Annotated in this window: 14 protein-coding genes; 2 read left to right on the top strand and 12 right to left on the bottom strand. The window is 61.6% G+C overall.

What is annotated here, in order from left to right:
* Position 1: 1 nt before the first annotated feature.
* The 10 genes from tssL to BTH_RS00600 form a co-directional block, all read right to left on the bottom strand.
* Positions 2-1,303 carry a type VI secretion system protein TssL, long form gene (tssL, locus tag BTH_RS00645; protein WP_009894733.1) on the bottom strand — a complete coding sequence of 434 codons (1,302 nt, stop codon included), beginning with the start codon at positions 1,301-1,303 and terminating at the stop codon, positions 2-4.
* Positions 1,300-2,649 carry a type VI secretion system baseplate subunit TssK gene (gene tssK / locus BTH_RS00640; protein WP_009894732.1) on the bottom strand — a complete coding sequence of 450 codons (1,350 nt, stop codon included), beginning with the start codon at positions 2,647-2,649 and terminating at the stop codon, positions 1,300-1,302. The genes tssL and tssK overlap by 4 nt, the downstream gene beginning before the upstream one ends.
* A gap of 5 nt (positions 2,650-2,654) precedes the next feature.
* Positions 2,655-3,197 carry a type VI secretion system lipoprotein TssJ gene (tssJ, locus tag BTH_RS00635; protein WP_011400803.1) on the bottom strand — a complete coding sequence of 181 codons (543 nt, stop codon included), beginning with the start codon at positions 3,195-3,197 and terminating at the stop codon, positions 2,655-2,657.
* Between the two features lie 127 nt (positions 3,198-3,324).
* Complete coding sequence (locus tag BTH_RS00630) at positions 3,325-3,807, bottom strand: Hcp family type VI secretion system effector (RefSeq protein WP_009894730.1); 483 nt, start codon at positions 3,805-3,807, stop codon at positions 3,325-3,327.
* A gap of 200 nt (positions 3,808-4,007) precedes the next feature.
* Positions 4,008-5,507 (bottom strand): type VI secretion system contractile sheath large subunit, encoded by a 1,500-nt coding sequence (gene tssC, locus BTH_RS00625; RefSeq protein ID WP_009894729.1) that lies wholly within the window; start codon positions 5,505-5,507, stop codon positions 4,008-4,010.
* A 33-nt stretch (positions 5,508-5,540) separates the two neighbouring features.
* Positions 5,541-6,080 carry a type VI secretion system contractile sheath small subunit gene (tssB, locus tag BTH_RS00620; protein WP_009894728.1) on the bottom strand — a complete coding sequence of 180 codons (540 nt, stop codon included), beginning with the start codon at positions 6,078-6,080 and terminating at the stop codon, positions 5,541-5,543.
* A gap of 343 nt (positions 6,081-6,423) precedes the next feature.
* Positions 6,424-8,100: an OmpA family protein gene (locus BTH_RS00615; RefSeq protein ID WP_009894727.1), complete on the bottom strand. Its 1,677-nt coding sequence runs from the start codon at positions 8,098-8,100 to the stop codon at positions 6,424-6,426.
* 2 nt (positions 8,101-8,102) lie between these two features.
* Entirely contained in the window at positions 8,103-8,792 is a 690-nt protein-coding gene (locus BTH_RS00610; RefSeq protein ID WP_009907089.1) for a DotU family type IV/VI secretion system protein, read from the bottom strand.
* A 30-nt stretch (positions 8,793-8,822) separates the two neighbouring features.
* Entirely contained in the window at positions 8,823-9,395 is a 573-nt protein-coding gene (locus tag BTH_RS00605; protein ID WP_025988574.1) for a fimbrial protein, read from the bottom strand.
* Positions 9,388-12,084 carry a fimbria/pilus outer membrane usher protein gene (locus tag BTH_RS00600; RefSeq protein WP_009894721.1) on the bottom strand — a complete coding sequence of 899 codons (2,697 nt, stop codon included), beginning with the start codon at positions 12,082-12,084 and terminating at the stop codon, positions 9,388-9,390. The genes BTH_RS00605 and BTH_RS00600 overlap by 8 nt, the downstream gene beginning before the upstream one ends.
* Between BTH_RS00600 and BTH_RS34170 the strand changes: the two genes are divergently transcribed.
* Positions 12,037-12,195, top strand: a complete 159-nt coding sequence (locus tag BTH_RS34170; protein WP_162465482.1) for a hypothetical protein — start codon at positions 12,037-12,039, stop codon at positions 12,193-12,195. The genes BTH_RS00600 and BTH_RS34170 overlap by 48 nt on opposite strands.
* A gap of 48 nt (positions 12,196-12,243) precedes the next feature.
* Here BTH_RS34170 and BTH_RS00595 read toward each other — a convergent pair whose 3' ends face one another.
* Together BTH_RS00595 and BTH_RS00590 are read right to left on the bottom strand one after the other, a co-directional pair.
* Entirely contained in the window at positions 12,244-12,984 is a 741-nt protein-coding gene (locus BTH_RS00595; protein WP_025370058.1) for a fimbria/pilus periplasmic chaperone, read from the bottom strand.
* 66 nt (positions 12,985-13,050) lie between these two features.
* Positions 13,051-13,605 carry a fimbrial protein gene (locus BTH_RS00590; RefSeq protein ID WP_011400800.1) on the bottom strand — a complete coding sequence of 185 codons (555 nt, stop codon included), beginning with the start codon at positions 13,603-13,605 and terminating at the stop codon, positions 13,051-13,053.
* Positions 13,606-14,386: 781 nt separating this feature from the next.
* Here BTH_RS00590 and BTH_RS00585 point away from each other — a divergent pair.
* Positions 14,387-14,785: a YfaZ family outer membrane protein gene (locus BTH_RS00585; RefSeq protein ID WP_009907087.1), complete on the top strand. Its 399-nt coding sequence runs from the start codon at positions 14,387-14,389 to the stop codon at positions 14,783-14,785.
* Positions 14,786-14,859: the final 74 nt, after the last annotated feature.

Genomic DNA, 14,859 nt, shown 5'->3' with positions numbered 1-14,859 from the left:
GTTACAGCGTGACCGCGATTTCAACGCGGCGGTTGCGGGATCGGCCAGCAGGCGTCGTGTTCTCCGCGACGGGCTGCGCGTCGCCCCGGCCCTCCGAGCGAATGTGATCGGCCGGTGTGCCTCGCTGGACCAGGATTTGCGCAACGTAAGCCGCGCGTTTCTCCGACAGCACGAGGTTGTTCGGGATATCGGCGCGCCGAATCGGCTGGTTGTCGGAGTGCCCCGTGACCGTGACCCTGCCGCCGACACGGGCAACTTCCCGGGCCACCTTGTCGAGAACCGGCTCGATCTCGGGAAGCACGCGGCTCTCGCCGGAGCGGAACATCGAATCGCCGCGGAAGACCACGACGCTGCGCGCGTCGTCTTCGTCGACCGTCAACAGACCGCGCGCAATCTCGTTCTTGAGCAATATCGACAGGCGCAAACGCTGCTGCGGCGAAGCCGGCTCATCCTTCGCGATGGCCAGAATGCGGGCCTCGAGCGCGTTGCGTTCGGTAAGCAGCCGATACTGATAGAACGCGAAGAGACCGAACAGCAACAGAAAGACGAACGAACCTGTCGCCCATGCGGGCACGCTGCGCAACAGCGGAAGCTTGCCGGGCTCGGCTCCGCGCCAATGCGGCGACAACTCCGGCTGAATCGCGTCGCGCGCGCCGGTGATGAGCGTCCACAGACGCTGGCGAATCTGCTCGAGATGCCGCCGGCCGTCCGCCACGACGCTGTAGCGTCCTTCGAACCCGAGACCCAGCACGCGATAGAGAATCTCGAGAATATCGACGTACTCCTGCGGGTCCGTCGCCATGCGTCCGATCAACAGGAAGAACTTCTCGCCGCCGTCGACTTCGCCTTCGTAGGTAATCAGCAAGCTCTGCGAAGCCCATACGCCGCCGCCGCCCCAACGCGTGCGATTGGCCGCCTCGTCCAGTGCCGTGCACAGGCAATAACGCACGACCGCCATGTGCTTCCAGGGCAGGTCTGCCTTTTCGCACAAGTTCTGGAACAGCGCGACCTCGCGCACGAGCAGCGTGCGAAGGCTCGACACGGCTTCGGACGTGTCGAGCATCGCAGGCATGTCCGCCAGCATCCGCAGCAAGGGATTCGCTGCTTCGAGGAGCGGATTCGCAGCCGCGCGAACTTCGTCGAGGCGATGCTGGACGTTGACCGATGCGTCGATTTCGGCGCGCGCGGGCTCCGCGCCCGCGGCCTTCGCCGCGGATCGCGCGCGATCCGCGGCGACGCTCGCCCGGCCTTCGTCCGACGCAAGGAAATCGAACGCGGCTTCGTCAAAGGCGCCCGAGTTCATTTGTGACGCACTCCCCAAAGTTCGAGCTTGAGTTCAGGGAAGTGACCCGCGATGTGCATCGCAAGCCCGCCTTGTTGTGCGATCTGTTCCCAGAACGGCCCCGTGCGGGAAAGCTCGTAATAGATATAACTGGAATTGAACGGAATCTGCCGCGGAGGCACCGGCAACGGAATCATCGTCATGCCCGGCAAGTGAGAGCGAATGAGCTCCGGCAGCCGCTGCGGATGGCTGATCTTCGTTTGGGATGCGAACTGCTGCTGCAGCACGTCCGGAGACATTTGCGCGCCGACCGCGAGCACGAGGCTCGAATAACCCGCGAGCTCAGACGGCAACATCGTGGCCACGCGAATGCCGTGCGGCTGCTCGGTGAGCGGAATCGGCTGGGCGCCTCGAATCAGCACCTGGTTCAACAGGTAATGCACCTCGTCGACCAGCGGGCGAATGCTCGCGTACAACTGCGCGTGATCGTAGCCGGGCGTCGGCCGGGGCCGGCGCGTTTGCGGACGCACGAACGTCGACAATTCGCCCGCCAGCATCGACAACTCGCGATAGAGCGTCACGGGCGGCATTTCGCGAATCCTGCAGATGTGCTCGAGCAGCGGCTCATACCGGTTCAGCACCTGCAGCAACAGATAATCCGCCACCTCGGCCGCCGCGCCTGCGCGGCCATCGCTGCCGGACAGGCGTGTCGCGAGCGCGTCGGCGCGCAGCTTCGCGAGACCATGCAACTGGGTGGCCCATTCGCGCAGCAGCGGATTCGCCCCGTATTGGCTGACCGGCGGGATATGATCGCCGTCGTGCAGCGCAACCGAGCCGTCGGCGTGAAGCGTCTTCACGCGCGTCAGCGCAATGCCGATCCAGGATTGCGTCAGCTCCTTCTCGGGCAGCAGGCGCAGCCGCATGTTCGCGAGCTGCACCGGCTTGGGCCCTTGACCGATCGCATTGCTGTCGCGCAATTCGATCTCGAACGCCGAATAGCGCGCAAGCGATCCCGCTTGTTCGTCGAACGCGGTTTCCTCCGTATTCGGCAGACGCAGCGGCACCGCGAGATAGATCACCTGATCCTGGTGCTCCGAAGCAATCGTCAGCGGCGGCGGCGGCGGCGTGTGCCCCGGCACATCGAACGGCGTGCCGTCGGAAAATATTCCGGTGCCGCTCTTGAAGACGAGCTTGCCGAACGACAGCGACTCCTGATCGATTTCGTATCGGCTGAATCCCCAGAAAAACGGGCTGAGGACAGCGGCCCGCTTGTGCGCGAAGTATTCGAAGTAACGTTCCTGTTGTTGAAACAACTGGGGAAGAAGAAACAGCCCTTCGTTCCACACCACCTTGTTATGCCAGCTCATCGCAATCATTCCAATTCTGTAATCGACACGGTTTGCTGCCCGACATCGACGTTCAACTTGATCTTCGTCCTTGGCGTGAATGCCCGGTACCATGCATCTTCGGGAACCGGCGGCAGCTTATGCACCGCCCGCCACACCGATTTGCCGAGCGCCCGATAGCCCACCAGCACGCCGATCGACGTGGCCGCGGAATCGGCGCGCCGGTGAATATCTCGGGTGTCGCCCGGACGCATCACGAATTCATCCGTCGCGATCGCGTCGTCACCCAACACCTTCCGGCTGTCGCTCTGCAGCGTGAAAAAATCGGCGTTCTCGAACGCGCCGGCCGATTTCAGCTCGTACAGCCGCACCATCACGGGCGCCGGGCGTTCATGCTCATCCGGGTTCGCGCCTTCGCTCACCTTGATCTTCACGATCAGATCGGCTGTTTCCTTGCGTGCCGGCAAGCTTGCGCACGCCGCGAGCGACGCGCATACCATTGCCGCCACGATCCGCTTGACCGCGGTTCGCCTGGCCGCTTCGCGGCGAAAGAAAAATTGGGAAACCATCTGGATGATCCTGTCGCCCCGGGAAAAGCCGCTGTTCGTGGCGCCCGCGTCGCGCGCGCCATGGACAGCAGCCTCCGGGCCCCGCCGGACGTCGACGAGGCCCGTTCCGGTTAACCGGCGGTGAGGGTTACGCCGCGTTCTTCTTGATGTCGAAAGTCGCGGTGATTGCGCCGCCGCTGCCGCCCTGTGCGTTCTGGACGACATACTCCTGCTTCAGGCGCGAGAACGACAGCCGAACGAGCTCACGCGGACGCGACTCGTCCTGAGCGACGCCGGCCGGGCTCACCTGGGTAACGAGCACGTCGTTCATCGTGAGCTTGATGTATTCGAGCGGGCTGCCGCCCGCCTTGCGCACCACGAGACGGGCCTCGTCGATATGCTTGCCGAGCAAGCAGTATTGAACGAGATTCGGGCTGGCACGATCGATGTAATGTTCGAACAGCAGATCGTCGACCGTCGCCTTGCCCGCGCCACCACCCGAACCCAGGTGCATGTTCGATTGCTGACTGACGTTCCACGACCAGCTCAAGACCTCGATTTCGCCCTTGTGGGTTGCGTCTTCCGCCTCGCCATCGATACCGTTGATCTTGAGGAAAATGTCGTGCGACATGGCAAACTCCTTCTTATTGCGTTAAATTTTCAGTACTACTGAGTCAGAGAGATTTAACGAGCGCCTGCCCACCGCTCTGCCGAACAGCGTTCACCGCTGTTCGGCTTGCTCTTGCGTCGTCCGGCCGCGTACGTCCGCGACAATGGCGTGCATTGCGCGATCGCGCGCACCCAGCATCACGATCGCCCGGACGACATCCGTTACGCCGCTTCCTTGACCGAGGGCAGCTTCGCGACGAGACGCAGCGACACGGTCAACCCTTCCAGCTGGAAGTGCGGACGCAGGAAGAACTTCGCCTGGTAGTAGCCCGGATTGCCTTCCACGTCTTCGACAACCACTTCGGCCGCGGCCAGCGGACGGCGCGCCTTGGTCTCCTGCGACGAGTTCGCCGGGTCGGCGTCGACATAGTTCATGATCCATTCGTTGAGCCACTGCTGCATGTCTTCGCGCTCCTTGAACGAACCGATCTTGTCGCGCACGATGCACTTCAGGTAATGCGCGAAGCGCGAGCATGCGAACAGGTACGGCAGGCGGGCGGACAAGTTCGCATTCGCGGTCGCATCCGGGTCGTAGTACTCGGCCGGCTTCTGCAGCGATTGCGCGCCGATGAACGCGGCGTAGTCGGTGTTCTTTCGATGAATCAGCGGAATGAAGCCGTTCTTCGCGAGCTCCGCCTCGCGGCGATCCGAGATCGCGATTTCGGTCGGACACTTCATGTCGATGCCGCCGTCGTCCGTCGGGAACGTGTGGCACGGCAGGTTCTCGACGACGCCGCCGCTTTCGACGCCGCGGATCAGCGTGCACCAGCCGTAATGCTTGAACGAGCGATTAACGTTGACCGCCATTGCATACGCGGCATTCGCCCACACGTACTTGCGATGATCGGAACCGTCCGTCGATTCCTCGAAATCGAATTCGTCGACGGGGTTCGTTCTGATCCCATACGGCAAGCGCGCAAGGAAACGCGGCATCGCGAGACCGATGTAACGTGCGTCTTCGGAATTGCGCAGCGAATTCCACGGCGCATATTCGAGGTTCTGCGTGAAGATCTTCGTGAGGTCGCGCGGATTGGCCAACTCCTGCCACGAATCCATCTGGAGTACCGACGGCGATGCGCCGGTAATGAACGGAGCGTGCGCGGCGGCCGCCACCTTGCCGATCGACGAAAGCAGATCGACGTCCGGCGGCGTGTGATCGAAGTAGTAATCGGCCACGAGGCACCCATACGGCTCGCCGCCGAGCTGACCGTATTCCTCTTCGTAGATCTGCTTGAAAAACGGGCTCTGGTCCCAGGCCACGCCCTTGTATCGCTTCATCGTACGACGCAGATCGTCCTTGGAGACGTCCATGAAGCGGATCTTCAGCTTCTCGTCCGTCTCGGTATTCGTCACCAGGTGATGCAGGCCGCGCCACGCGCTTTCCAGTTTCTGGAAATCGTCGTGATGCAGAATCAGATTGATCTGCTCGGACAGCTTTCGATCGATCTCGCCGATGATCGCTTCGATGCTCTTGTATGCGTCGTCCGACAACGTCACCGAATTGGCGAGCGCCTGCTCGGCCAGCGTCTTGACGGCGTGTTCCACCGCCTCGCGCGCCTGTTCGGTCTTCGGTTTGAACTCGCGCGACAGCAGTGCGTTGAAGTCCGATTGCGTAGCGAGCTGTGCGTCGGCGGAGCGCGCCTGAGATTCACGTGCAGCCATTTTTTCTCCTATGATCGATTCCGGTTTCGGGAATCAGTGCTTTTCCTTCGATTCCCGGTTTTCCGCCTGTTGCGCCGCAGGCTTCGGCGCCTTCGCGAGCGCGCTGAGCAGCGCGGGGTCCTTGAGCACCTTGCTCACGAGGTTCTCCGCACCCGACTTTCCGTCCATGTAGGTCTGCAGATTGGCAAGCTGCGTGCGTGCGTCCAGCAATTGCGACAACGCGTCCACCTTCTTCGCGATCGCCGCGGGGGAAAAGTCGTCCATGCTTTCGAACGTGATGTCGACCATCAACTGACCGTCGCCGGAAAGGGTGTTCGGCACCGAGAACGCGACACGCGGCTTCATTGCCTTCATGCGCTCGTCGAAATTGTCGATATCGATGCTGAAGAACTTGCGGTCGCCGACAGCCGGCAAAGGCTCGATCGGCTTGCCCGACAGGTCCGCAAGCACGCCCATCACGAAAGGAAGCTCGACTTTCTTTTCGGAACCGTAAATCTCGACGTCGTATTCGATCTGGACGCGAGGCGCACGATTGCGCGCGATAAATTTCTGTGAGCTATTGGATATAGCCATATCTTCTCCATCTTGAAGTCGGAATGAGAATCAACGAACAAGTGCTCCTCAGCATTGCCCGCGCAATAGAAATTTGCTGAACGTTACGCCTTCGATTTCTCCTCTTAATGGCGATGACGTCGGATCAAATTCTCCTTTAGCGGGAGTCCGTTCAACATCAGACAAGTTTGAAAGTTTCCGAATCGATTCGTGCATGCCGGTGCGCATGCCGCGCTGCGTGCAAAGCGCGTGCGTGATCGAGGCGGTCTCTCGTCAGACCGCCTTTTCAGACTTCGTTGCTGATCGTTGGCGTGACCGGCGCGCGTCCGGGCGCCGCGACATTCGCGCCGCCGCCCGGCGGCGTCTACAGTTCCGTCTCGATCGCTGTCCTGTCCGAAGCAACGTCCGGAATTAGCAGGATCTCGACACGGCGGTTCTGCGCACGGCCCAAGGGGCTGGCGTTATCGGCAACCGGATGCGTGTCGCCGGCCCCTTGCACGATGAAGCGCGTCTTCAGCACGCCTTGATCCACGAACCAGTCACGGATTGCACGCGCGCGCGCTTTGGACAGTTGGAGATTGACCGCGTCCGATCCGGCGCTGTCGGAATGCCCGACGATCAGAACGCGTTGCTCCGGATTGGCGAGGATCATTCGCAATGCATGTTGCAATTCGCGCTGCGCGGCGCCCGGAGAAAACGTCGCCTGGCCGGTCGCAAACAGCGTCACCGTGTCGAGCTGCATCGCGGTCGACTCCCCGCGCGGCGAAACCAGCGCCATATCGAGCTTGACCAGCAACTCCTGCCCGCGATAGAGCCCCCAGCCGAGCCCGGCCGGCACCCCATTGAGCAGGGTATCCACGATCGTGGTGCGATCGTGTTCGAGGCGGGCCTGCGCGAAGCGCTTCTTGCCGATCCACTCATCGGGTGCGCTCCGATAATCGGCCATGTCGGTCGCCACCCGCTGGATCATGCGTCCATTCATCCAGGCGGAAACCGCGACGGCGATGCCAAGCGTCGAGACGGTGGAAAACACGAGGGCCGGCACGAAACTCGCGCGAGCGGAAACGATATTGCGCGCACTGCTCCATCCTTCCCGAATGCCGCTTTCGGCGACCTTCGTCACGCGCGGCACGGGAAGCGGCGACGTCGACGATTGGGGCCGGCGGATATGAAGACCGGTCCGAACGGTCAGCCAGCGCGTCCATGCTCCCGGCCGTACCGGCTGTCTGCCCACATCCGCGAGCGTCAGTCCCTTCAGCATGAATGGCGGCGTATTCGCGAGCGCGGACATCGACGACAGCAGCGCCGTGGCATCGAGCCAGTCGAACGCCCCGAGCCCCAACGCGCACCGCGCCGACGAACCGGTTCGCGACGGCCGAAGCAGTTGTTGCCGAATCGCCGCAAGCAGCTCACCTACCTTCGACGCGGCATTCATCTGCCCTGCACCGATTTCTATTGCATCGCCCGTCCACTTTGGACGCGCGCTGTCGCCTCCCTTGAATCCAAGGCACGTGTAGACAGCGAGATAGCAAGGCAGAACATAGGCCGCATCGGGGTAGCAAAGCGATTCGCGCAGTTCGGTTCGCCACTTCGAGAACGCCTGCCTCATTTCGCTTTCGTCGTCGCTTTCCGATACGAGCGGCACCACCGCGGCGTCCGGAAAACGGCCGCGCGACGCCTTGATGCGCGCCATCGTTTCTCGAAACTGCTCGACGTTATCCGCGCGCAGCCATAGCGCGCCGGCTTCGCGCCGAAGCATCGCATCGTCTCCCTTGCTATTGAAAAGCGACGATGCGTGAGGCCCGGCCACGATGATCACCGCCAGTTCGTGATCGTCGATTTCGGCTTCGACCGTTCGATCCTGCCTCGTCTCGCGAAAGCGTTCGAATATTTCGATCGCCAGCACGACGGCGGCAATGATCAGAACGATCGTCAGCACATGAGACCACTCCGGCTGCATGCTCAACGGCAGGCAGAGGCTCGCGAGCACCACGAAGGGGATAGCGCCCCACACGAGCCAAAATCGAATCTGACGCGACATGCTCAATCCCCCGATTCCGGACGAATCGTTGCTTCATCCGTGGACGTGACGCCCATCTGCTCCACCTCACGACTCAAACGTGCATCGATGACGAGCCACATCGTCATGAGCGCGGCAAACGCCAGCAGGCTGCCGACGATTCGCCAAGGCCGCCCGTGCGCCGCTTCGTCCGATGGACCGCTCTCATTCCAAATCTCCGGCGCTTTCGCGGTTTTCTTTCCGAGCGCCGGCTTCGCCTCCGACGCCAGCGCGCCGGCCAACGCGGCCCCTTTCCTGTCTTCCAGAAGACCAAACTCGTAGAACAACGAATACATTTCCAGCAACTCGGTATTCGCCGAATGCGCGCTGGAAAGTCGATCGACACGCGCGCGCACTTGGCCAAGCCCATCACGAGTCGAGTGGAAACGGAATTGGAGAAGCTCGCGCAACCATTCCTCCTTTTGCTCGGGCGACAGATTGCGCATCGTCATTTCGTCGAGCAACACGCATTGCGCGAGACCCAATTCGTTTGCAATGCCGCCGCGATAGCCGCCGTCCTGCATCGCCTGCTCGAATTGCCTGACGAGCGCGATGCAACGCGCGCGCCAGTCATGTACGCGCGATATGCGCGCGCCTTCCGTCAATAGCGCGACGTGGAGCATCGTGTCCTGCAACAACATGCGCAGCGATTGCGCGGGCATTCCAATCGACATGTCTCAATTCGGTAAGCGGATCTCGTATGCTCAGAGCATCTGGATCACGAAGGTCACATGGGTGCGCACCTTGCCAGCACCGGACTTGCCGGTGGCGTAGTAGCGCGCGAAGAAGGGAATTGGCGTAGGCGTCGACGCTTCGACCGGCACCGTCTTCATCGTCGACAGGTCGCCGACCTTGATCGGCGACCCGTCGCCGTTCACGAGCTGAATCTGCACGCCGGTGGCGCTCTGCCCGTCGTTCGGGTCCTCGACGTCGAGATTGCCGTTTTCGTTCGCCGTCGGTCCGTGCTCAAAAAAAGTCACCACGTTTCCCGCGTATCCGTCGCAAAGCACGGAAATGTCGAATGCGGTCGCACCCGCGGTTTCTCCCGCATTCGTCAGCGACGACGTCGAGATCGTCGGCAAATTCACCACCTTGTTCTCGTTGCCCTCCACGACCGTGCACGTCACCGGGTTATAGCTTCCCTTGAACTTGATCGTTACGGTCGGCGACGGCGGAACGCCGCAGGCCGCCGAGGACGCGAACATGGCGGCGGCCACGATCGCCGACCACCGGCGCGTCGCGCCTCTCATGAGTGTCAGCCTATTCATTTCAATCATTCCGTGTTTCGCCGTCGCCGTCCGATGTCTGGCTCGCTTCGGCGCGCAACTGCGGCTCGCAACGCAAACGGATACGAACGATCGCCCGGGACTTTTTCGCTTCCGCTTGGTCCACCGGCACCGCGTAAGGCATCGTGCATTGCTCGGACGAACCCGTCCCCCACTTCGCGACCAGATTGCCGGAGCCCTCGAGACCGCGCAGAAACGCCATTCCGCCTTGCCCGACGCCGCCGAGCGACTTGCCGTCGACGTCGAACAGCTCGCTCCCCATCGGCAAGGGTTTGCCGTCTTCGGTTTCGGTCGCGGCGAAGACGGGCCTGCCGCGCTTGGTTTCCATCTTCACGAAGACGATCGAATTGTTGCGAGGCACGACCTCCTCGCTCGTATTCGCGAGCTCGACGTCGTCCGGCAGCTCGGACGGATCGATGGCGACGGTGTTGGCCCGGTAAGGCATCAACGAAGGAATCACCGCGTAGCCGAAGCGATCGATCGTCGCGCCCTGCCCGTTGATCAGCCTGCCGCCTTTCGCGCCTTTCGCCTCGACGAGCGCCGCCGCCGGTCCGAGCGGCGGACTCAACGTCACGCCGCCGCGATGCAGGACCACCGCGCCGTTCGCGCCGAACGACGCCTGGCGGGCCCGGTTGTCGACCGATGCGTTGCCGCTGTAAGTGCCGAACGGCGAGCGATACGTGCCGTAGACCCCGAGCGATGCGGAATTGCTGTCGCCGCTCACCGAGCGCGACACGTTGACGCCGTAGTCGATCGGCACCACGTGCGCCGTGCTGCCCGACAGATTTGCCTGAACCGAACTGTCGCCGTTGGACGCGCGCGACAGCGAAGTCGTCAGCGAACTAAACGCATTTCTCGTCGTATAAGCGCCGCCGCCGAGCGGAATCGACAGATTCACGCCGACCTGTGTCACGGTGCGATCGTCGCTCGAGCGGCTGCGCTGTGCGTAGACCGTGTACGAGACGCGCTTGAAGACGCTTGAAAAGCCTGCCTGAAACTGAATGTCCCTTCCTCGGCCGTTCCAGTAATTCAGCAGACTGCTGGAAACATAGGCGGAGCTTCGGTCTCCGATCCGCTGATTGACGTTCAACTGCAAGCGAGTGCGGGCCCGGTAATCGTTTCGCCATGCGCGTTCTTCCGCGTTGTAGCCGTAGCGCGCGATGACGGCGTCGGCGAGGCTGTAGTAATTCGCCGTCGAATATCGGTACGCCGCCATCGAGAAGTTGGTCCCGGTGGATGGCACCATCTTGCTGTACGACACATGCGAGCTGAATCCGTTGCGCGCGCCTTGCCCGGGCAAGCTGGTGCGCGCGGACGTGACATCGAAAGCAAACGCGCCGATCGGCGTGTTGAGCGCAACGCCGATCAAGCCGGACGCGTAACCCGTCGACGACAGCAGACCTGCATAGCCGGTCAGCAAATTCGTCAGGCCGCGCTGATAGGTCAGCTGCGCAACCCACGGCTTGCCGTTCGACAGCGCATCTCGATACTGACCGACGGTGAAGTTGAAACGTTGCATGCCGGGCCGCAAGAGTTGACGTACCGATGCGAAAGGCACGGTGAATTGTTTCGTCCTGCCGTCCGATTCGGTGATCGTCACGTCGAGATCGCCGCCGTAGCCGGTCGGCGGCAAATCGTCGAATTCGAACGGTCCGGGCGGAACGCTGGCCTCGTAGATCACGTTGCCGCGCTGTCGCACGGCCACGCGCGCGTTCGTATCCGCGATGCCGCGAATCGTCGGCGCGTAGGACTGCAGCGAGACCGGCAGCATCCGGTCGTCGCTTGCCAACTGCACGCCGCGCACGCCGAACGACTCGAAGATCTCGCCGGTCGTGTAACTGTCGCCGAGCGTGATCTGGCTGCGCAGTGCCGTGATGTCCCGTTGAACGTAGGTTTCGAGACTGCGCCAACTCATGCCGGCGCTGCGGTTTCCCCACATCAGGTTCGAACGTTGGCGAACGCGCCAGGCCCCGATATTCACGCCGGCTTGCAAGCCGAGAAAGAGGCTGCTCGTGCCACTTCCGAAGAACTTGTTTTCACTTGCGTAGCCGCTGAGGTTGTACTGCAGAAGGCCCGCGTTGACGCCGTTGTCCCACCGGGACGGGTCCACATAGCCGCGCGCGGTCTTGCGCATGTCCACCTGCGGGATGGTCAGTTCGAGCGTGAGATCGGCTGTGTCGAGCGTATACGTCGCGTCAGGCAGCGCATCGTGCAAGCCGATGCAGGCGCTCTCGGCAATCGCCGGCGGCCGGCCCGATTGCTCGCCCGTCACCCCGCGCGCGGCGTCGAGACGCTTGACGACGAGGTCCCCCTCCACGCCGAGCCGGTCCAGCGTCGCGCGCGTAAAGCATGGCGCCGCGCTGTCGCGGCCGCGAACGTCGCGAAACTCGACGTCCATCCGTCCGCGTCTTTCGCCGTTGACCGTCACGTCGACCGGGTAGATGCCAGCCACCACGGGATTGCCTCGCTCGAAGCGCGACAGATCGATTCCACCGCTCATGAGCAGGCGCGAATTGAACGAGACCGTCGTCGGCGCCGACGGCGACGCATGCGACGCGACCAGCAAGGCCTTACGGTCATGCTGTGTCGGCGCTGCGTCCAACAACGCCGCCCCCATTGCATCCGAGCGCGAATGTTCGTCAATCCGCGTGCCGTCGAATTCCGCCGCATCGACCGGCATGCACAGCGATCCAACGCCGCATGCGACGGCTCCAGCGGCGATCATGATCTGGCGGCGGCGCAACAGTCGCGACCCGCCATCACGATCTTGCTTCGACGTCTCTCCACTTGATGCTCGGACCACTCGTTCCCCCTTGTCGAACCTTGTTCGTCCGGCCGCTTATTCCGCGGTTGCCGTGCCCGCCACTTCCGCTCCGTAGTCATTGAGCAGCTTGTAGGAAATCTCGGCATGCGCGGAAAGCGTCGACGTGTCCCGCTTGCTCACGAAATCCCGGCTGCCGAATGGAGAAACCATGCCCGGATCGAACTGCGTGCTTTTTTCGCCGCTCTTGGCCGTCACCTGGCTCAGCGAGATGTAATAAGGAGAACGATTTTCCGCGCGCAGCACGGTGACGCCCTTGTCATTGCGAACGACCTTCCACGTAAGCTGATCGCGCGCCTGCGCCGCGTTCCCGTCTTCCAGCGCCGACGGGCGGAAAAACAGTTTGATGCGCGTGCGAAACGCGAGCTGCAACAGGTTTTGCTCGGCTTCCACGGTCGGCTTTGGGGGAATTTCCAGGACGTTCAACCAGTACACCGACTCGCGATCCTTCGGCAGATCGTCGCCTGTATACATGACGCGCAACGTCTGCCCCTTCTTGGGTTCGACGCGAAATACGGGCGGCATGAGAACGAACGGCACCTTGATCTCGTCCGGGCTCGCCCCCGCGTTTCCGTCGTCGATCCACGCCTGCACCAACACCGGCGACTGCTCGACGTTAGTGAGACGAACGTTGACTTCGCGACTGCTTTCCGGATAAACGACGCGGGTTCCGGTGATGACAATCGCAGCCTGGGACAAGGTCGAAGCCAGGCAACACGCCGCTGCCGCCACGGCGGCGCTCATTTTCCAAAACCGCACGCATACCTCCCGTGATTGATTGCACTCCGGGAAACACTTGGTTCCCCGGATCTCTGTTCGCTTTATTTACTCGTAGGCGAGCGTGAAACGGGTAAACGTGTTAACCAGACCGGGGTCCGTTTTGCCCAAGGCGTAGTACTGGCCACCGTAGGTCAACGTTGCGCCGTACTTGCCCGCACCGTTGTCTGACACCTCGACAAAGTTCTTGCTCGTGGAGCCGACGTCCAGCGGAGTACCATCAGCTTCTACCAGTTGAACCGAAACGTTCTTCGCACCTTTGTCCGTCTCGTCGAGGTTCTTCAACGTGCGGCTTTCAGGATGCATGTTGTCCATCTCGAAGTGAGCCGCGACCTTGACGTCCTTCGGGCAATCAATCACCTTGATGTCGAACGGCCGCGAACCAGCCGTTTGGCCTGCGGTAGTCAGCGTGTTGGTCGAGACCTTCGGCAGTTGGACAATTCGGTCCTTGCTGTCCGCATCGACCGTACACGTGCTGGTGATGAGTTCGCCATTGAACGTCACCTTACCTTGAGCCGCCCCTGCCGTCTGGGCAAACGCAGCCTGCGTTGCGCCAAGACCAAGCAATGCCGCCGCAGCGAAACTTACGACATTCTTCTTCACTCAATACTCCTGCTTCGGTAATGAAAGTACGCCGACCTCGTCGGCTCCAGCCATGAAATGACACGTCGAATGCCAACGGCATCTCATCGGGACCCAACAGAATCCGCGACGATGTTAGCGAGCGTCGTTCAAACGCGATATCTGACAAGTCTCAAAACGCGATAGATCGCGTACATTTCATTCTCGAAATGGAACTTTTTTAACTTTTCGCGTCGAAACTTTCGTGTCTCGACACGCCAGATAAGCCATTTTTTATTTACGTTTTTTTGTTCTTATGACCTGTCGAATTCAATTCTCGCCGCGCTGAAGCAGAGTGCGAACGAAACGCCGCTTTCCTTGGCGATAGATCCGCGTGCCATGTCGCATCCAGCCGCCGCCTTTCGCTACGTAGCGCACAGTGCCTCGCTCGGGCCGCCTGTTCTCTTCCGTGGAAACATCACCGAAGTTGCGGCCGCTGCACGGTTCTTCCGCGAAGGAACCTCGAGCATAAAGACGACCGAACACCGCCCGATGAGCGTCGCCTGTCATCGATCCGCCCATTCACCCATTTAATGTTCTCTTAACTTTTTCAATAGCCCAGATTTCATGAGCCGAACTGAATCGTTAATTTTTGCAAAACGCCCTGGCTGGCCACGCGTTTTGTCGAAAATCTCGCGCGCCGCATCGTGGATCGCCGTCATTTCATTCATGTCGAGCGCGCGAGCAAGCGACTACAGCATCGTCATCGGAAATGGCTATCAGAGCGTGTCCCGTACGCCGACGGGCGCAGGGTTCGGCTTTTTTGTTCGACGCAACGCGCAGCGGCGAAGACGCCTATTCGATCGGCCCCGGTCTGAGCTTCGGGGTTCCCATAGGCGCCGTTTCACTGACGGCCGCCGGCAAGGCGCTCTATGTCCGATCCGCCGACGGTCGAAGCGGACTGACGACGCCCATCGGCGTCATCGCCAGCCTTCGCGCGGCATCGAGGCTATCGCTCGTCGGGCGAGCGTTCTACACGCCTCGCTCGGTTTTCAACGCAGGGCTCGGTGCATACACGCAAGCCACGGCGGACGTTCGCTGGACGTACAAGCCGATCAACCTCGAGGCGGGATGGCGCTACGAAGAACTCAAGGGACGCAACGGCACGCAAAATGCCCGTTTGGCGAACGGCCCCTATATCGCGGCCGGTTTCTCTTTCTGAAGTGCTCGTCGATCGAACGAGGCAAGTGCGCGATGCATCCCGCGCCACGCCCCATCTTGTGGAAAACGCCGTTC

Origin of the sequence: Burkholderia thailandensis E264, from assembly GCF_000012365.1 — a bacterium.
Taxonomy (GTDB): domain Bacteria; phylum Pseudomonadota; class Gammaproteobacteria; order Burkholderiales; family Burkholderiaceae; genus Burkholderia; species Burkholderia thailandensis.
This window is presented reverse-complemented; position numbering and strand designations above follow the sequence as displayed.

What these genes read in the sequence shown, in the direction of transcription:
- tssL (WP_009894733.1), bottom strand. Translation starts at nt 1,303, where the DNA reads ATGAACTCGGGCGCCTTTGACGAAGCCGCGTTCGATTTCCTTGCGTCG.
- tssK (WP_009894732.1), bottom strand. Translation starts at nt 2,649, where the DNA reads ATGAGCTGGCATAACAAGGTGGTGTGGAACGAAGGGCTGTTTCTTCTT.
- tssJ (WP_011400803.1), bottom strand. Translation starts at nt 3,197, where the DNA reads ATGGTTTCCCAATTTTTCTTTCGCCGCGAAGCGGCCAGGCGAACCGCG.
- BTH_RS00630 (WP_009894730.1), bottom strand. Translation starts at nt 3,807, where the DNA reads ATGTCGCACGACATTTTCCTCAAGATCAACGGTATCGATGGCGAGGCG.
- tssC (WP_009894729.1), bottom strand. Translation starts at nt 5,507, where the DNA reads ATGGCTGCACGTGAATCTCAGGCGCGCTCCGCCGACGCACAGCTCGCT.
- tssB (WP_009894728.1), bottom strand. Translation starts at nt 6,080, where the DNA reads ATGGCTATATCCAATAGCTCACAGAAATTTATCGCGCGCAATCGTGCG.
- BTH_RS00615 (WP_009894727.1), bottom strand. Translation starts at nt 8,100, where the DNA reads ATGTCGCGTCAGATTCGATTTTGGCTCGTGTGGGGCGCTATCCCCTTC.
- BTH_RS00610 (WP_009907089.1), bottom strand. Translation starts at nt 8,792, where the DNA reads ATGTCGATTGGAATGCCCGCGCAATCGCTGCGCATGTTGTTGCAGGAC.
- BTH_RS00605 (WP_025988574.1), bottom strand. Translation starts at nt 9,395, where the DNA reads ATGATTGAAATGAATAGGCTGACACTCATGAGAGGCGCGACGCGCCGG.
- BTH_RS34170 (WP_162465482.1), top strand. Translation starts at nt 12,037, where the DNA reads ATGTTCGTCAATCCGCGTGCCGTCGAATTCCGCCGCATCGACCGGCAT.
- BTH_RS00600 (WP_009894721.1), bottom strand. Translation starts at nt 12,084, where the DNA reads ATGCCGGTCGATGCGGCGGAATTCGACGGCACGCGGATTGACGAACAT.